The 17,917-nt window shown below is 49.2% G+C and carries 14 protein-coding genes; 9 read left to right on the top strand and 5 right to left on the bottom strand.

Annotation, left to right across the window (positions count from 1 at the left end; genetic code table 11):
• Window positions 1-4: 4 nt before the first annotated feature.
• The 4 genes from nirD (at window position 5) to EPD17_RS10755 (ending at window position 7,108) form a co-directional block, all read left to right on the top strand.
• Window positions 5-379, top strand: coding sequence for a nitrite reductase small subunit NirD (gene nirD, locus EPD17_RS10770; RefSeq protein ID WP_132054108.1), 375 nt, complete (start codon window positions 5-7; stop codon window positions 377-379).
• A gap of 346 nt (window positions 380-725) precedes the next feature.
• Entirely contained in the window at window positions 726-2,033 is a 1,308-nt protein-coding gene (locus tag EPD17_RS10765; protein WP_132054106.1) for an MFS transporter, read from the top strand.
• Window positions 2,034-2,080: 47 nt separating this feature from the next.
• Window positions 2,081-5,605 (top strand): nitrate reductase, encoded by a 3,525-nt coding sequence (locus tag EPD17_RS10760; protein WP_132054104.1) that lies wholly within the window; start codon window positions 2,081-2,083, stop codon window positions 5,603-5,605.
• A 9-nt stretch (window positions 5,606-5,614) separates the two neighbouring features.
• Entirely contained in the window at window positions 5,615-7,108 is a 1,494-nt protein-coding gene (locus tag EPD17_RS10755; protein WP_132054102.1) for a rubredoxin, read from the top strand.
• Here EPD17_RS10755 and mobA read toward each other — a convergent pair.
• The 5 genes from mobA to EPD17_RS10730 form a co-directional block, all read right to left on the bottom strand.
• The gene (gene mobA, locus EPD17_RS10750; protein WP_132054100.1) at window positions 7,091-7,681 is read right to left on the bottom strand and encodes a molybdenum cofactor guanylyltransferase; all 591 of its coding nucleotides are present in this window, start codon (window positions 7,679-7,681) and stop codon (window positions 7,091-7,093) included. The two genes, EPD17_RS10755 and mobA, sit on opposite strands and share 18 nt — an antisense overlap.
• A 33-nt stretch (window positions 7,682-7,714) precedes the next feature.
• On the bottom strand, window positions 7,715-8,620 hold the full coding sequence (locus EPD17_RS10745) for a cyclic pyranopterin monophosphate synthase MoaC (protein WP_132054098.1): 906 nt from the start codon (window positions 8,618-8,620) through the stop codon (window positions 7,715-7,717).
• Window positions 8,621-8,691: 71 nt separating this feature from the next.
• Window positions 8,692-9,810 (bottom strand): ThiF family adenylyltransferase, encoded by a 1,119-nt coding sequence (locus EPD17_RS10740; RefSeq protein WP_132054096.1) that lies wholly within the window; start codon window positions 9,808-9,810, stop codon window positions 8,692-8,694.
• A 201-nt stretch (window positions 9,811-10,011) separates the two neighbouring features.
• The gene (locus EPD17_RS10735) at window positions 10,012-11,187 is read right to left on the bottom strand and encodes a molybdopterin molybdotransferase MoeA (protein WP_132054094.1); all 1,176 of its coding nucleotides are present in this window, start codon (window positions 11,185-11,187) and stop codon (window positions 10,012-10,014) included.
• Between the two features lie 74 nt (window positions 11,188-11,261).
• Window positions 11,262-11,558, bottom strand: coding sequence for a SelT/SelW/SelH family protein (locus EPD17_RS10730; protein ID WP_240040590.1), 297 nt, complete (start codon window positions 11,556-11,558; stop codon window positions 11,262-11,264).
• Window positions 11,559-12,408: 850 nt separating this feature from the next.
• On the opposite strand from EPD17_RS10730, the gene EPD17_RS10725 reads away from it, so the two are divergent.
• The 5 genes from EPD17_RS10725 (at window position 12,409) to EPD17_RS10705 (ending at window position 17,917) form a co-directional block, all read left to right on the top strand.
• On the top strand, window positions 12,409-13,119 hold the full coding sequence (locus EPD17_RS10725) for a GNAT family N-acetyltransferase (protein ID WP_132054092.1): 711 nt from the start codon (window positions 12,409-12,411) through the stop codon (window positions 13,117-13,119).
• Window positions 13,120-13,181: 62 nt separating this feature from the next.
• Window positions 13,182-14,420, top strand: coding sequence for an argininosuccinate synthase (argG, locus tag EPD17_RS10720; protein WP_132054090.1), 1,239 nt, complete (start codon window positions 13,182-13,184; stop codon window positions 14,418-14,420).
• A 98-nt stretch (window positions 14,421-14,518) separates the two neighbouring features.
• Complete coding sequence (gene argC / locus EPD17_RS10715) at window positions 14,519-15,520, top strand: N-acetyl-gamma-glutamyl-phosphate reductase (RefSeq protein ID WP_132054088.1); 1,002 nt, start codon at window positions 14,519-14,521, stop codon at window positions 15,518-15,520.
• Window positions 15,521-15,697: 177 nt separating this feature from the next.
• Window positions 15,698-16,861: an aspartate aminotransferase family protein gene (locus EPD17_RS10710; RefSeq protein ID WP_132054086.1), complete on the top strand. Its 1,164-nt coding sequence runs from the start codon at window positions 15,698-15,700 to the stop codon at window positions 16,859-16,861.
• Window positions 16,862-16,930: 69 nt separating this feature from the next.
• Window positions 16,931-17,917, top strand: coding sequence for a Rossmann-fold NAD(P)-binding domain-containing protein (locus EPD17_RS10705; protein WP_132054084.1), 987 nt, complete (start codon window positions 16,931-16,933; stop codon window positions 17,915-17,917).

The following is a 17,917-nucleotide window of genomic DNA, read 5'->3' as shown; positions in this document are numbered from 1 at the left end:
TTGAATGAGTGCAACAATTACGGAACAATACACCTGGTTTGCAGCATGCAGCACAGCTGATGTACCCAGTAACGGCGGTGTCTGCATCAAATACAAAGACCAACAAATCGCCCTGTTTCATTTTACCCGCCGCAACGAATGGTACGCTACGCAAAACATGTGTCCGCACCGCATGCAAATGGCCCTGAGCCGCGGCCTTATTGGCACAGCAGGCGGCGAGCCTAAAGTGGCCTGCCCATTTCATAAAAAAACATTTTCGCTTGTAGATGGCCGTTGCATGAGTGGCGACGATTGCGGCGCCATCGAAACCTACCCGGTGCGGGTGGAAAACGGCAAGGTATTCATTGGCGTACCCGACCGGGAAGCCGACCTTTTTTGAAAAAGTAAAGCCCGGACAGGCTGCCACCTGCCGGGCTTTGGATTTTAATAATTCCCATCATTAAAACCTTATCAAAATAAATGAAAAAAGAGCTGATTTTATCGGGTCTTTTGCGCCCCTCCTATTTGCAGGCACAAAGCTTAACTGTTAGGCTATTTATTCTTTCTGAGCGCATTATGCATTAATTGCTTTTGAATTGACCCAAATTGATGCAAGCCTAACGCAACAAACCTCCTTTCGAAAAAGCATTTCAAGCATGCCCTTGCCTTTGCATGCACAGCTAATCGTGAGCAGTTCCCCATCCACTGCACCGCTGTGTTTTCCTTAAAACAAAACCATTTCCTACATGTCGCAACCCCAAAATACACCACTTACCCGCCTCCAAATCTTCAGCATAACAGGTGTGCAAATGCGCACCTTTCATACCACCTGGTTCATGTTCTTTGTTTGCTTTTTCGGCTGGTTTGGCTTGGCGCCACTAATGCCCACCATCCGCGAAGATCTGCAACTAAGTAAGGCACAAGTGGGCAACCTGATTATCGTTTCGGTATCTTCCACCATTGTCGCCCGGCTGATCATTGGCCGCCTCTGCGACACATGGGGACCACGAAAAACCGCCGTACGATTATTGCTTGTTGGCTGTCTCCCGGTATTCCTTGTAGGTCTTGCTCAGGATTACACGACTTTTCTGCTGTTTAGGGCGGCCATCGGTGTAATTGGTGCGTCGTTTGTTATCACGCAGTTCCACACATCCATGATGTTTGCCGCCAATATCAAAGGCACGGCCAATGCAGTGGCCGGCGGCTGGGGCAACCTGGGCGGCGGCGTCACCAACATGGTGATGCCGTTAATTTTTGCAGCAATTGTAGGCTTTGGATATGCCGATGGCGCCGCCTGGCGCTACGCCATGATCGTTCCCGGTTGCATGATGTTGCTGGCTGCATGGCTCTACCAACGCTACACCAAGGACACTCCTGCAGGTAATTTCGACGAGATAGACCGCGCAGCGAAGAGCAACACGAAAACGGATTGGTCGGTGCTGGCCGACAAACGCATTTGGGCGCTTACACTGGCGTACGCCGTTTGCTTTGGTATGGAAATTACCTTCGACAATATTGCTGCTTTGCACTTTGTCGATACGTTTGGCTTGTCGCAATCCGGTGCCGGTTTTTGGGCCGGTGTATTTGGCTTCATGAACATCTTTGCGCGGGCCCTCGGCGGCATTGTTTCCGACAAAATAGGCTTGCGTTATGGCATGCGGGGCAAATCACTTCTTTTGGCCGCCATGCTCCTGCTCGAAGGCTTCGGCATCATCCTGTTTGCGCAAGCCGGCAATTTTACATTGGCCATTTTGTCCATGCTGTCCTTTGCATTGTTTTTAAAAATGGCCAACGGCGCCACTTATGGCATTGTGCCGTTTGTTAACGAAAAAAATGTTGGCCTGGTGAGCGGCATTGTAGGCGCCGGCGGCAACTTGGGCGGAATGTTGTTCGGGTTTTTATTTAAAATGGAAAGCATCTCTTATGTGCAGGCCTTCGGGTACATCGGCGTATCGGTGGTTGTAGTGGCGGCATTGGTTCTGACCATCCGCTTTGCACCAAGAGCAGTTACCCGGGCTACACCTGATGTGATGCCGGAAGCGGTGGCTGCATAATGCCGTCACCAAGCATCGCAATTTCCCAAACACTCCATTGAAACGGCATGACGCAAACACATAAAACTACTTGTTGCTACTGCGGTGTTGGCTGCGGCATTGAAGTGCACCAGGACCGGAACGGCAAACTGACCGTAACCGGCGATAAAGACCACCCGGTTAACAAAGGCATGTTGTGCAGCAAAGGCATGAACCTGCACTATACGGTGATGGACCAATCGGATCGGTTGCACTATCCTGAGATGCGCTACAGCAAAGGCGCCGCAAGGCAGCGGGCTTCGTGGGATGAAGCACTGGACCGGACCGTGGCAGTCTTTCAAACCCTGATCAAAAAATATGGTCCTGACTCTGTTGGTTTTTATGCGTCGGGGCAGTGCCTTACCGAAGAATATTATGTGCTCAATAAACTGGTGAAAGGATTTATTGGCACCAACAATATCGACACCAATTCAAGGCTATGCATGAGCAGCGCAGTGGCTGCATACAAAATGGCACTGGGCGAAGATTCGGTGCCGGTTTGTTATGATGACATTGAAGCAGCCGATTGCATTTTTATTGCTGGCGCCAATCCGGCCTGGTGCCACCCAATCATCTGGCGGCGTGTGGAGGCCGCAAAGGCAGCCAATCCCGCATTGAAAATTATTGTTTCCGATCCACGCATCACGCAAACCTGCGCAGCCGCCGATGTGCATTTGCAAATAAAACCAGGCACCGATATTACATTACATTATGCCATCGGCCGACTGCTGATTGAAAACGGCGATATCGATTTCGATTTTGTCCGCAACCATACCGAAGGCTTTGAAACGTATAGCGCCAAGGTAATGGAAACAACTGTTGCCGATGCCGCCGCCATCTGCGACGTACCCGAAGAAAACATCAGGCTGGCAGCGCAATACATCGGCAACGCCAAAGGCTTTTTAACCATGTGGACCATGGGCCTCAACCAAAGCGTGGTCGGCGTCAATAAAAATTTAAGCCTGATCAACCTTAATCTTATTACTGGCCATATTGGCAAACCGGGTAGCGGGCCTTTTTCATTGACCGGCCAACCCAATGCAATGGGCGGCCGCGAAGTGGGCGGATTGGCCAACCTGTTGCCCGCACACCGCAACCTGGCCAGTGAACAGGACCGCCTTTTTGTACAGCAATTTTGGGGCGGCGGCACCATTGGCGCAAAGCCAGGTTACACCGCCACTGAAATGTTTGAAGCCCTGCACGACGGCCGGCTGAAGGCAATCTGGATTTTGTGCACCAACCCGCTGGTGAGTTTGCCCGATGTGCGCTTTGCAGAAGCGGCTTTGCAAAAAGCAAAGTTTGTGGTGGTGCAGGAAATCAGCAGCAAACCCGAAACATTGCAATACGCAGATGTTGTCTTTCCCGCTGCTGCATGGGCCGAAAAAGAAGGCACCATGACCAACGCGGAGCGGCGCATTTCGCTGCTGCGCAAAATTGTGGATGCACCCGGCGAAGCCCTGCCCGATGCAGAAATCATTTGTCGCTTTGCACAAAAAATGGGATACAGCGGTTTTCATTATAATCACCCTTCTGAAATTTATGCAGAACATTGCCGCCTCACCAGCGGAACCAATATTGACGTAAGCGGCCTGTCGTATCAAAAGCTGGAAGCGTTGCGAAGTGTGCAATGGCCTTTTAAAAAAGAAGAAAATAGCACTGGAACAGCCCGCTTATTTAGCGACAAGAAATTCTTTACACCATCATCGAAATCCATTATTCATGCGCCGCCGCACGATAACAATTCGGAGCCACTAACACCCGATTTTCCGCTCATCCTCATTACCGGCCGTGTCCGCGACCAATGGCACACCATGAGCAAAACGGGCAAGGTGAGCAAGCTGAAACAACACAGCGCAAACGCATTTATCGAAGTGCATCCTGCCGATGCGGCAAGACGTGGCATTACCGACAATTGCCTCGTTGAAATTTCTAACAACCGCGGCACAGTGCGGGTAAAAGCAAAACTAACAGACACCATTAAACGAGGCGTTGTGTTTTTGCCCATGCACTGGGGAAAGATCCTTTCCAGCGACCTGCACCGTGCCAACAACATTACCAGCAGCCGCATTGATCCCATTTCTAAAGAGCCCGATTTTAAGTTTGCTGCCGTGCAGGTAACGCGGTATCAAAAACCCAAGCAACGCATCATTGTCATCGGCGCCGGTGCCGGTGCATTTGGCTTTGTAAAAACATACCGCGAGCTGAACGAAGTGGACGAGATCGACGTGTTCAGCAAAGAGGCTTTTCCATTTTACAACCGCGTGATGCTGCCCGATTATATCAGCGGCGCACAACAATGGCAACAGCTGGTGAAAATGCGCGACGAAGAAGAAAGCGAATTGGGCATCAGGCTGCACCGCGGTGTGAGTATTGAAAGCATTGACCGTAAGGGCAAAACGGTAACCGACAGCAACGGCAATATGCACCCGTACGATGTATTGCTGATGGCCACCGGTAGCCGCGCCACCATGTTGCGCAGCATCCCAGCTATGCAGGGCATCTTCACCATGCGCAGCCGCATTGATGCTGATAATTTTCGCCACCATGTGCAGCCCGAAAAGGGCAAAGTGATCATTGTTGGTGGCGGCCTGCTTGGTATTGAGTTGGCTGCTTCGCTGCGGGAAGTGGGTGTTGGCGTAACCATTATACAACGCATTTCGCGTTTAATGGATCGGCAACTGGATTTACTGGGCAGCCAACTGCTCCATGACGAACTGGTGGACAAAGGCGTCGATATTTTTTATAATGATGAAATAGACCGCTTTATCGGCGAAAATTCGGTTTCCGGAATTGTATTAAAAAGTGGCATCCGAATTCCTTGCCAGGCCGTGGTTATTGCCATTGGCACCACGCCAAACGTAGAACTGGCAAGGGCTGCAGGTTTGCACACCGGACGTGGGGTGGTGGTGAACGAATACCTGCAAACCGCCGACCCGCATATCTATGCCGTTGGTGAAATAGCAGAATTCCGCGGGTTTCTGTATGGCATTACCGCCGCTGCGGAACAACAAGCTGCAATCGTTGCACAACACTTGAGCGGCGACATCGGGCAAGTGTATGATGGTTCGCTGCTGATGAATATTTTAAAAATGCACGGCACCGAATTGTGCTCACTTGGCGTTGCAGAAATACCGAACGGCGACCCGGCTTATGAAGAGGTGGTATTTATTGATAAAGCAAAAAGGTATTATAAAAAATGCATCATTCACAACGACCGATTGGTGGGCGCCATTTTGATCGGCGACAAGTCGGAGTTTCTTGAGTATCGCGACCTGATTCAAAACAAGATTGAACTTTCTGAAAAACGACTGGAACTGCTCCGTTCCGGCAAAAAAGCAGAAACGGTTTTGGGTAAACTTATTTGCTCCTGCGGCGGCGTTGGCGAAGGCAATATCCGCGCAAAAATAGAGGCGGGAAATACAGAATTACCGCAGCTATGCCAGGCTGCTGGCGCCGGCATGGGCTGTGGCAGTTGCAAACCTGAAGTGCAGGCTATTTTGCAAAAAGCCCTAGCACAAATGGAGCAAAACATTATTGCAATGAAGCGGGCTTAAACACACTTTATGGCCAACAAAAAACTAACCTTCCAGGTAAATTTTTCCGGCGGCATTATTTCACCGGGTCAATTGTTGTCGCTGCTGCAGGAAGCGCAGGCTGCAAGGGTTACACAAGTACAATTTGGCTTGCGCCAACAAATCTTGCTGGAAGTATCTGAGGCATTGACGGCATCGTTTCGAAAAGGTTGTGCAGCCCGCAATATTATGTGCCGGCCGAAAAACGAAACGACGCCTAACATCGTTTCCTCCTATCCCGCTGCGGGTTTGTTTACCGCCGACACATGGTTGCGTGAAGATGTTTTTAAAGATGTATTCAGCCAGTTTACACAACCGCCCAGCTATAAAGTTAACATCTGCGACCGCACCCAAAATTTGGTACCACTTTTTACCGGCCACATCAATTGGGTGTCGTCCACCATTGCACATTTCTGGCACCTCAATATCCGGCTACCTAAAACACAAAACATCATCAATTGGCCGCATCTTGTATATACTAATGAAATTGGACCACTGACGCGAAAAGTAGAACAAGCGTTGAGCGAAAACGTGGCGGATAAAGGCTTTGCTTCTGAGGCAATCGGAAGGTTAATACAACAAGAAGCTGTCAATAAAGGTGCTGCGCAAAGGTCCGAACATTTGCAACTGCAGCCGTTTTCGTTGCCTTATTACGAAGGCTTCAATCCTGGCGAAAGCGGCGCCTGGCTGGGCATTTATCGGAGGGATCAAATGTTCCCGGTTTCTTTTCTGATGGATGTTTGCATACTGTGCAACAGCTCGAAAATTGGCGAGCTGTACGCAACGCCCTGGAAAAGTTTGATCGTTAAAGGCATCGACAAAAAGGACCGTGAACGCTGGAACCATGTGCTAGGTAAATACCGGATCAATGTGCGGCATGCAGCCAATGAGCTGGCCTGGCAGGTGGAAGACGGTGATGAGCAGGGGCTGCAAATTAAACGCACTATTATCAGGCATTTCGACAAAGAAGATGTGCGTACTTATGGCTTGAGTTTTGGCGTGCAGTCGAAACCCACTGCGAGTATGTTTGGCTCAATCATCATCCGCAAACAGCAGGTAAAAAATCCGCACCGCCTCCGGTCGCTCGACCGATATGACCTGTTGTACACTAAAGATTTCAACCCAAATGCAGCAACGCTGATTCCCTTCCGTGATGGGCTGGAAAAAGAACAACTGGGTGTTTACATTGTATCGCTGTGCAAAATGTATTACGAGCAGCAAGCGGAAAGGTATGCCCAGAAGAATATTGCCGCCATTGTTGAACCAAAAGAGACAAAGCCGATCGTAGTATTGGAGGAAGTAATCCACCAGTGCCCGGATTGCCTAACCATATATGATGCCACTATGGGAGATGCCGATGCAGGCATCGAAGCCGACACACCTTTCAATCTGCTGCCCGAAAGCTACTGCTGCCCGTTGTGCGAAAGCCCCAAATCGAGCTTTGCTTTAAAAAGTTCGGTTGGGTCATCACTTCAAGTCGTATAGATCTTCGGGACTGTTGCAATTAATAAAATATCGTTGTTGTTCAGGTGCTACTGGGAGTGCCAACATTGGTATTTGCGATAAAACATAATGCATGGAAAACCGCGGTAAACGCTGCTCCTGTACTGCGGCTAAAATTTTCCGGAGGCCTGATGCCGTATAAATGCCACAGAGCGGCTCCAATTGATTTTCGTTTTGATAGACGAGTGCCTCCGCCTTGCTCCTTTTACTTTGTTCGATCAAAGTTTCCAGTACTGAGTGATGCATGTGGGGCATATCAACTGCCAACACCAACAATTCAGCATTAGGCATTGCTTGATGCACAGAGAGCAACCCTTTTAACGGCCCGCCCACTCCAATTTGGTCATCGTCCTTAATCAATAGTGCGGGGTCGAAGTTTTGCTTATACCCGGCAACATTCTGACTGTTGACAGAGGCGTAAACGGGAATATCAAAACCTGAGAGCTTATCGAAAGCAAGTTGTGCCCATGTCCGGCCATCCCATTCCAATAAGCCTTTGTCGACGCCCATTCGGGCACTTTCACCACCGCAAAGAACAACTCCAGTTATTGACATATCGAAATGAATTGAAATAAATGTTTTGCGCGATTATCTCCTTGCCAAATTCTCTTCGGAAAAGAGCGCCAACACTTCTGGAAACAATGCATCTATCGTTTCAGCAGCACCACGAGAAGAACCGGGCAATGTGAGTACCAACGTATCACTGATGAAACCGGCCACACCTCTTGAAAAAAGGGCAAATGGCGTTCGCTCCTGGCCATAGGCACGGGCGGCTTCCATAATTGCGGGCATTTGCCGTTGCAACAGCGGCGCAATTGCATCCGGTGTTTTGTCCGACTGCAACATGCCTGTACCGCCGCAAAATATTAGCAACTGGAAACCTTGATCTGCAAAGCTCTTAGCTTTCTGTTGAATTGCATCAACATCATCAGTAATCACCGCATATGCATCGCAGGAAATACTGAAGTCCTTTAATTTAGCTAATATACTTCGTCCAGCCTTGTCTTCTTTTACGCCCATCGCCACTGCATTGGAACAAACTACAACTGCAGCACGGATAGGATTTCGCGGCCAATGAAGGGCAGGATCATATTCAGTAGCGGACACAATCCTCGTTGTCCCGATTTCAATCCCAGTATCAAAAGGATGAAGGATAGCATACAAGTGTAGTGCAGCAACCGTAGCAGTGTGCATAGCCTGCAACGTAACTCCAGTGCGGGCAAGAGCATGCACCGCTGCTTCAATAATGATGTCAAATCCTTTGATCTCAAAATCAATTGCAGTGTAAGTAACCGGCACCGGGTGGAAATGCGGAACAAACGCACTGGTGTTTTTTGCTGCCCGCAAGCCGGCAAGCCGTGCACCTTCGAAAAGTGTTTGTAGTGACAGACCGCTTTGTTCTATATCATCCAATGTTTCTAAAGCCGACAATCGCAATACTGAAGTTGCAATTGCTTTGTGTAGCTTTTGTGATTGGCCGGTGATATAGAACATGTTTGTATTGAAGACTGTGTAGTAGTTGGATGCTTTAAACGAAACGGATGTTCATTGGCTTTCTAAAAAAATCAATGAGTACGGTCGTTCACCACTGCTGCCAATGCCATGATGCCCCCTTTTAAACTATATAATTTTTGACCCGGCGCTGCCCATTGGCTCAGCAGCTGCACGGCCTCCACGCTACGGACACCCATATGGCACACAACTATTACTTCTTCGCCCTCCACGCTCACCCGTTCTTGCTGCAACCGTGAAAGTGGAATGCGTTGGTGGGGCACAGGCAGGTCCGGCGTTTCATGCATTTCCCGCACATCGATAAATCGGACATCGTCCTGCATTTTTTGCTGCAATTCCCGCATGCTTATTTCCCTCACTTCATCCGCGCCGCAAAGCCATTCGTAATTGGTATGTAAAAAATCGCTTTCATCTTTCGGAGCTTTCTGTGTGGCATCTTGCTCCACCTGCACCACATTTGGCGTTAACGTTTCCATGTTGTATCGAATAATTTCATTGTCAAAAAAAAGCCCGGACTGTTTGATCCAATGCGATACAGCTAACGCCTGTAGCGTGCCTAACATTCCAGTAAAAACTTGCACTTCTTCCGTAGACACACTGTTGTGTGATTGAAGGCGAGCATTGAATGACGGCGCCACATCGCGATAATTGATGCCGCAATGACCGCTTCCACGCTTTGCATGGAGCAAACCCACAATTCCTTCGCTTCCATTCAGCGCGGCAAAGATCATTGGTTTACCCAAAAGGGCACAGGCATCATTGAGCAACAACCGTGTAGGCAAGTGATTAGTGCAATCAATTACAAGGTCATATTTGGGGATAATCTTTAGCGCAAGCACATTGTAAATTAAAAATGGATACTCCTTAGTAGCAACGTTTGGATGATGGCGGTGGAGGGCAGCCGTGGCAGCTTTTACTTTTAGTTCACCTTCATCGTTAACTGCAAATAGCACCGGACGATCTGTGTTTTCGTACTGCACTTTACCACCATCCGCGATACCGATGCAGCCAACACCAAGCGCTGCTAGCTGTTGCAGCAACGCACAGCCCAACGCACCTGCACCTACTACCAATATTTTAGTGTTGGCAAATGTTTTGTCGGCACCTAGTTCCGCAACCGACGGCTGATTTATTTCACTAAATGGTATATGGTCCTGGTGGTTGTCACCCATAATGTGCAATTTCAATTTAAATGCAGCTATATATTTTGGAGGGTCTACACAAATGATTTAATTAGCAAACAGCACTTGTCATTCGCTCCTTCAGAGCCGGCAGGCCTCCGGATTAACGCAAAGCTATTTCGCTTAAAATAAAAGACCTATACCAATACGTAAATAAATGTGTTTACATCATTTTACGATGCTCTTTCGCATTTATATCGGATGCACTTTCACAATCGATTCCGCATCAAAGTAAACGTCGTCCGCATCCAGTTCAATAATACAATCGGCAAATGCAAACGAACTTTTTCGCATGGTATCACCGGCGCCTAATGGCATTACTTTATTGCCCTCGATATGGCCTTTTAAAAAATAAGTCAACCCTGTCTTTTTTTCCACTGCAATACCCAAGGGCATGTGCCGGACAAGAGCAAACTTTTGCTGCATCATTTTTTTAATGACAGGTGCTACGTAAATATAAAAACAGGTGAGCACCGCGCCGGGGTTGCCGGGCAGTCCAAAAACCGGTGTTTGCTGCCACCTGCCAAAAAACAGCGGCTTGCCCGGCTTTTGCGCTACTTTATGAAAAAGCGTTTGCACACCTGCCCTCTTTGCACCCGCAATTACAAAATCGTATTTGCCAACACTCACACCGCCGGTTATCAAGAGCAGGTCACAATGAGGCAACAGGGCTTCCAGGGCTTCTTCAACTTCGTGCAAACAATCCGAAACATATCTTACAACAACAATGTCAACACCAAGTTGTTTCAGGGCGGCAATCAGCGCGGGTGAATTTGAATCATACACCTGCCCATATTGCAATGCATTTCCCGGTGTCACCAACTCGTTGCCAGTGACTAATAACGCAACTCTTGGGGACGGATAAACCTTTACCTGCGCCATACCTAAACTGGCCAGTAAGCCCACGGCTCCTGGCAACAAAACGGTTCCCCGCGGCAAAACCATTGCACCCTTTTTTACAACCGAACCAGCGGCGCGGACATTGCGGCCTTTCTGCAATGGGCAGCCACTAAACAATAAGTTTCCGTCATGAATGTGCGCATGCTCCTGCATCAACACAACATCGGCGCCATTGGGCATGGGTGCACCAGTAAAAATGCGCATGGCCGTTCCTTTTTGCAACACATGCGGACTGCTACTTCCCGCTGCCGCCTCACCTGCCACGGCCAGCCAGGAATTTTGCTCAAGGTCGTGCAGCTGAAAAGCATATCCATCCATCGCCGATTGGTCAAATTGCGGCACATCAATACAGGCCACCACATCTTCCGCCAACACCTGGTTTACCGCGTCGGTCAACGGCAGCATTTTCGGCGCCAATGGTCCAACTGCATCGTCAAGGATTAACCTGGCGTCGGAAACTGGAATCATTAAAAAAGACTTAATGAAGAAAATTTAAAAAGCGCGGGTTGATTAAGCATAGCTAGATTGACTGAAAAGTCGATCTACTCCTGTTGCACATGTTTTCCTTCGCTATGTCCGAGGCTTTTTCCTGGCGCCGCCTGGTCGCGAATGAGCTGCTTCAATTCCTTGATCTCCGGAAACCGGCCCATTTCTTTACGATCGAACATAATAGCGTCGTCGCAAAAAATGGTATAGCGGCCGCTCACTTCACTAGGGCGAAGCAGTACGCCGCTCAAATCGTCGCTGAAGGTTTGCAGCAGTTCCTGCGCCATGTATGCAGCCCGCAGCATCCAGCCGCATTTTGGACAATATTCAATGGCTACCTGTGGCTTTGTCATTGGCATCTGAAGTTTCAAATCGGTAAATAGTAAGTTGAGTGGCGTCGAAAATGGTATCCTTTGGACAGTCCGTTCTACAAGTTTTATCCACACCTCATCCACATCAAACCCCTAAAATTACTAAATCGAAAAAAGGTGATTTATTTGTCATACTCAATTAGAAGCAGCTTTCGCATCAGTGGTGGGTGGCATTAGTCATAAAAAGGTATCGTATTTAGACACGCTTACGCCACTACGATTGAACCACCTTCACATTAAAGATAAACCACTACCGCATAATTAGACGAAAAGGCACAATTTTAAACCAATTAATTGCATCTAATTTCAAAATTGTCGGTATACTTTTTATCCTTTCCGTCAACCTTGGCAGACTGTGCATGTATATAATATTATACAATAACAACATCTCTGTCTAAGATCGCTGCTGAATTCCAAACCCAAAAAGTAATGGCTCGGCACTCGGCCTTATCGGAAATCGATCTTTCAACTGGGCGAAAGACCCTACGATTGACCGGGTCGAACCAAACATCCTGAAGCACCCATTAAACGTTTTTCAAAAAGGCACAATTCCTGCTAATTGTAACAATTATTTTTTGCCACTATTTCAGCTATTCGCTTAATTTGCACCTGCATTTACAAAATGAACGGAAATACCCATACAAAGCATTTTATCTTCCACACGTTCCCGGCCACGGGAGTGTACGCGGTGTGCTTTGACATTTTCCGATACCTCTCCAGACGACCTTGCTGATAGGCCGAGCCGCTAACCAAGGCCCCTATCAGTGAAAACCTCCCGGCACATTTTTCTTCCAGGATTGGTTATCCCGCTTTTATAAACTTATTGTACATCGTGGACAATCAACAAATCATTGTCAGGGTAGCTACCCCTGCCGATCAGCATTTTGCAACCACTATCACCGATGAAATGGAGTCGTCGGCCAAGGCCCGTGGCACCGGCATTGCCAAGCGTTCGCCCGATTATGTGGCGCAAAAAATGCTGGAAGGAAAAGCCGTAATCGCCGTTACTACCGACGGTACCTGGGTGGGCTTTTGCTATATTGAAACCTGGAGCCACGGGCAATATGTTGCCAACTCGGGCCTGATTGTAGCACCGGCATTTCGCAAAAGCGGCGTAGCCAAATCCATCAAAAAGACGGTGTTCGAGCTGTCGCGCCGGCTTTACCCCGAAGCCAAAATTTTTGGCCTCACCACCGGCCTGGCCGTAATGAAGATCAACAGCGAGCTGGGTTACGAGCCGGTGACCTACTCCGAGCTTACACAGGACGAAGCGTTTTGGGCCGGCTGCAAAAGCTGTGTCAATTACGACATCCTGATGAGCAAGGACCGCAAAAACTGCCTGTGCACCGGCATGCTCTACGATCCCGCCGACCATTACGAGCCCAAGGAAACCGAGGCCCACTTCAAGCAAAAATCAAAGGTGTACGAACGCCTGATGCGCCTGAAGCAAAGCCGCTTCCTGAGCAGGCTGCGCAAAAAGCAGGGCGGCAGCACCACCCAAAGCAAGCTGAAGGCCATCTTTGCTTCGTTCTTCAATTTTTAACCAACCGGGGCCGGCAAGGCCGGTCCGTCTATATTTCACTGTAAACAACGTTTGCATTTATCATGACAGATCAGTCGAACAGCAACCCGCAAGTAACTGCGGGCTCAAAGGGCAAAGTGGTACTGGGTTTCAGTGGTGGATTGGATACATCTTTTTGTGTAAAATACCTGACCGAAGACCAGGGTTACGAGGTGCATAGCATCATTGTAAATACCGGCGGTTTCAGCAACGAAGAATTAGCGCAAATTGAAGCCCATGCTTATAAGCTGGGTGTAAAAACGCATACTACCGTAGATGCGGTAAAAGGTTATTACGACCGCATCATCAAATACCTTGTTTTTGGCAATGTGCTCAAAAACAACACCTACCCGCTGAGCGTTAGCGCCGAACGACTGAGCCAAGCCCTGCATATTGCTGAGCATGCGCAAAAACTGGGTGCCACCGCTGTTGCACACGGCAGCACCGGCGCCGGCAACGACCAGGTGCGGTTCGACATGATTTTCCACATCATGATCCCCGGCATCGAGATCATCACGCCCATCCGCGACCTCAAACTGAGCCGCGAAGCCGAGATTGAATACCTTACCAACAAAGGCGTGGACATGAATTTTTCCAAAGCCATGTACTCGATCAACAAAGGCATTTGGGGTACATCGGTGGGCGGAAGGGAAACCCTTTCCTCCAAAGGCATGCTGCCCGAAGAAGCCTGGCCTACGCAGGTTACCAAAACTGGTTCGGAAGAAGTGGCGCTGCAATTCGAAAAGGGTGAACTGGTGGGTGTAAACGGCCAATCGTTTAGCCACCCAACCGAAGCCATTCAACACTTACAAACACTAGCCGGCCCTTATGGTATTGGCCGCGATATACATGTGGGCGATACCATCATCGGCATCAAAGGCCGCGTGGGTTTTGAAGCCGCGGCACCGATGGTGATCATCAAAGCGCACCACGCTTTGGAAAAGCATACACTTACCAAATGGCAACTGGGCTGGAAAGACCAACTGGCGCAGTTCTATGGCAACTGGCTGCACGAAGGACAGATACTCGACCCTGTAATGCGCGACATTGAAGCATTTTTGCAAAGCTCGCAGCAAACCGTTACCGGCACCGTATATGTGCAACTCCTGCCCTATCGTTTTCAGGTAATTGGCATCGAGTCCCAGTTCGACCTGATGAGCAGCAAGTTTGGCAAATACGGCGAAATGAACACCGGCTTTACCGGTCAGGATGTTCGCGGTTTTAGTAAGATATTTGGCAACCAAACGTCTATTTGGTATCAGGTAAATAAAGAGAATAACTAGCTACAAGCTATTAGCTACAAGCTGCAAGTAAAACATACATTCATCATCCTATATACTTGCAGCTTGTAGCTGGCTACTTGCAGCTCAAATGCATACTCATGGGTCAATCAGTAAAAATTGGAATTGTTGGCGGCGCTGGCTACACCGGCGGCGAACTGATTCGCCTCCTGGCAAACCATCCTCAGGCCGACATTTCTTTTATACATAGCCGCAGCAATGCAGGCCAACTGGTGGCATCGGTGCACCAGGACATGGTGGGCGATACCGACCTGCGATTTACCGGCGAGCTGAGCCAGGATATTGATGTTTTGTTTCTGTGCGTGGGTCATGGCGAAGCCCGGAAATTTCTGGAAGCAAACGAGATCGCTGATTCCGTAAAAATCATCGACCTGTCGCAAGACTTCCGTTTAACTCCGAAATCTGAAATCGGCAATCGCAAATTCGTATACGGTCTGCCCGAGCTTTGCCGCGATGACATTCGCAGTGCGGAGAATGTAGCTAACCCAGGCTGCTTTGCTACAGCCATTCAATTGGGTTTGTTGCCCCTTGCGCAGCAAGGTCTGCTCGATGAAGTAAACACCACCGGCATCACCGGCTCCACCGGCGCCGGACAGGGCCTGGCGCAAACCTCGCATTTTTCATGGCGTGCCAATAATGTGCAGGCTTACAAAACACTAACACACCAGCACCTGAAAGAAATCACGCAATCATTGCAGCAATTGCAGGCCGGCTTTGGCACACAAAACGAAGGCGCCGATGCTATTCATTTTGTGCCCTGGCGCGGCGATTTTACCCGCGGCATTTTTATTTCGTCGCTCATTAGCTGCGATTGGAGTATTGAAAAGCTGCAATCCCTGTTCGAAGATTTTTATGCCGATCAGCCGTTTACGCATGTAAGCCGCGAAAGCATCTTTTTAAAGCAGGTGGTCAACACCAACAAGTGTGTGATCTACCTCGAGAAAGTAGGCTCTAAGCTGGTGGTCCATTCGGCCATCGACAACCTGCTGAAAGGCGCCAGCGGACAGGCCGTGCAAAACATGAACCTGATGATGGGATTGGATGAGTGTGCAGGGCTGAAGCTGAAAGCAGCTTACTTTTAAACACCAGATTTTTATTCGGCTATGCAAGGCCGTTATGATGATATATAGATTGATGTGGTAGCCGGCAGCCGTGCTGCTATTAAGCACCTGTTGCGTCGCACACTGCATCGTTCGTGCATTCCTCACCATTAAAAGCCAGTACTGCAATGCGCAGCTTGCGGTACGCACTTAACCGTTATGGCAAACCTCTTCGATGTTTATCCGCTCAACGACATTGTGATTGACCGGGCACAAGGTTCCTTTGTTTGGGACGATGCCGGCACACAATACCTCGACATGTACGGCGGTCACGCCGTTATTTCCGTTGGACATACCCACCCACACTGGACACAGCGCATCGAAGAGCAGTTGCGAAAACTAGCTTTCTATTCAAACTCCGTAAAGCTGCCCATTCAGCAGCAACTGGCCCAAAAACTGGGCGAGGTTAGCGGCCGCCCCGATTATCAATTGTTCTTGGTAAACAGCGGTGCCGAAGCCAACGAAAATGCATTGAAGCTTGCATCTTTCCATACAGGAAGAAAAAAAGTAATTGCGTTTTCCAAGGCATTTCACGGCCGCACTTCACTGGCCGTTGCCGTAACCGATAACCCAGCAATTGTTGCCCCCATCAACGAAACCGACAATGTTGTTTTTTTGCCCTTCAATGATGTGGCGGCACTGCAGGAATATTTTGCAGGCCACGGCAAAGAAGTGTGTGCTGTAATTGTAGAAGGTATCCAGGGCGTTGGCGGAATCCAGGTAGCATCGGCTCCTTTCCTTCAAGCTATCCGCACCTTATGCGATGCACATGGTGCCGTATTTATTGCCGATAGCGTACAGTGCGGATATGGCCGCAGTGGCAAGTTCTTTTCACACGACCATGCCGGTGTTAGTGCCGACATTTACTCCATGGCAAAAGGCATGGGCAATGGTTTTCCGGTGGGCGGCATTTTCATAGCGCCGCACCTGAAGCCCAAGCATGGGATGCTCGGCACCACCTTTGGCGGTGCGCCACTGGCCTGCGCTGCAGCATTAGGTGTGCTGGAAGTAATGGAAGCGGAAAACCTGATGCAAAACGCTGCTGCCGTTGGTGCTTACCTGATGGAAGAACTGCAACAAATTGAAGGACTGCACAACGTCCGCGGTATGGGGTTGATGATTGGCTTTGATGTGGCCCCCGAACTAAAAGACCTGAAAAAGGCACTGCTGTTCCAACACAAAGTTTTTACCGGCGAGGCAAAGCCTGCTGTTATCCGCCTGCTGCCTTCACTGGCGCTATCTCAAGATGAAGCCGCCCTGTTCATCGAACGCCTGAAAGCAGCGGTAGCCGAAGTAAAAGCGGCGCAACAGGTAACCGCCTAACGGCAACACCTAACCGAATCATACAGCATTTAGTATTTGCCCAGAACATTTGAATAAACGATTCCAAAATTGAAACAGTTTCTCTCAGCACACGACGTTCCGGATATTAAAGCAATGGTACAACGGGCACTTGCCCATAAGGCTAACCCTCAAGCGGAGAAAGCACTGGGTGCAGGCAAACGCATCGGGTTGCTTTTTCTGAACCCCAGTATGCGTACCCGCCTGAGTACTCAGGTGGCCGCACAAAACCTGGGTATGGAAGCCATTGTATTTAATATTGGTTCGGAAGGCTGGGCGTTGGAATTTGAAGACGGTGCGGTAATGAATGGCACCACGGTGGAGCATGTGCGGGATGCGGCGCCCATCATGGGCCATTATTTCGACATATTGGCGATTCGTACATTTCCATCACTTAAAAACCGTGAAGAAGATTATAGCGAACGCTACATTCAGCAGTTTGTGAAATGGGCCGGTATTTCGGTAGTTAGTCTCGAAAGTGCAACCTTGCATCCGCTGCAAAGCTTTACCGATATCATAACGATCACGGAAAGTTGGAACAGCGTCCATGGTCCATCCTCTTTAGACCATGGACATAAAAGACCAAAGGTGGTCCTCACCTGGGCCCCGCATGTAAAGCCGCTGCCGCAATGTGTGGCCAACTCTTTTGCGCAATGGATCAATGCCTGGGGCGAAGCCGATTTTGTGGTAACACATCCCGAAGGATATGAACTGGACGAACAGTTTGCTAAAGGTGCTACCATTACCCACAACCAGGATGAGGCGCTGAAAGATGCGGATTTTGTGTATGTAAAAAACTGGAGCTCCTACCACCAATACGGACAAATACTCACACAGGACCCATCCTGGATGCTGACGCTGGATAAACTAAAGGCTACCAACAACGCAAAAGTAATGCATTGCCTGCCGGTACGCCGCAACCTGGAGCTGAGCGATGAAGTGCTGGACAGTGCACACAGCATTGTAACGCAGGAAGCAGCAAACCGCGTATGGGCGGCACAGGCCGTATTGGAAGCCATCATTAAAGGGGAACAATAA

The sequence above is a fragment of the Pseudocnuella soli genome, from assembly GCF_004347775.1.
In the GTDB taxonomy this organism is placed as follows: Bacteria; Bacteroidota; Bacteroidia; order Chitinophagales; family Chitinophagaceae; genus Flavisolibacter; species Flavisolibacter aquaticus.
Note: the sequence above shows the minus strand (reverse complement) of the source record. Positions and strands in the feature narration are given on the sequence as shown.

What these genes read in the sequence shown, in the direction of transcription:
- EPD17_RS10710 (WP_132054086.1), top strand. Translation starts at nt 15,698, where the DNA reads ATGGCAAACCTCTTCGATGTTTATCCGCTCAACGACATTGTGATTGAC.
- EPD17_RS10730 (WP_240040590.1), bottom strand. Translation starts at nt 11,558, where the DNA reads ATGACAAAGCCACAGGTAGCCATTGAATATTGTCCAAAATGCGGCTGG.
- nirD (WP_132054108.1), top strand. Translation starts at nt 5, where the DNA reads ATGAGTGCAACAATTACGGAACAATACACCTGGTTTGCAGCATGCAGC.
- EPD17_RS10745 (WP_132054098.1), bottom strand. Translation starts at nt 8,620, where the DNA reads ATGTTCTATATCACCGGCCAATCACAAAAGCTACACAAAGCAATTGCA.
- EPD17_RS10760 (WP_132054104.1), top strand. Translation starts at nt 2,081, where the DNA reads ATGACGCAAACACATAAAACTACTTGTTGCTACTGCGGTGTTGGCTGC.
- argG (WP_132054090.1), top strand. Translation starts at nt 13,182, where the DNA reads ATGACAGATCAGTCGAACAGCAACCCGCAAGTAACTGCGGGCTCAAAG.
- EPD17_RS10755 (WP_132054102.1), top strand. Translation starts at nt 5,615, where the DNA reads ATGGCCAACAAAAAACTAACCTTCCAGGTAAATTTTTCCGGCGGCATT.
- EPD17_RS10765 (WP_132054106.1), top strand. Translation starts at nt 726, where the DNA reads ATGTCGCAACCCCAAAATACACCACTTACCCGCCTCCAAATCTTCAGC.
- EPD17_RS10735 (WP_132054094.1), bottom strand. Translation starts at nt 11,187, where the DNA reads ATGATTCCAGTTTCCGACGCCAGGTTAATCCTTGACGATGCAGTTGGA.
- argC (WP_132054088.1), top strand. Translation starts at nt 14,519, where the DNA reads ATGGGTCAATCAGTAAAAATTGGAATTGTTGGCGGCGCTGGCTACACC.
- EPD17_RS10740 (WP_132054096.1), bottom strand. Translation starts at nt 9,810, where the DNA reads ATGGGTGACAACCACCAGGACCATATACCATTTAGTGAAATAAATCAG.
- mobA (WP_132054100.1), bottom strand. Translation starts at nt 7,681, where the DNA reads ATGTCAATAACTGGAGTTGTTCTTTGCGGTGGTGAAAGTGCCCGAATG.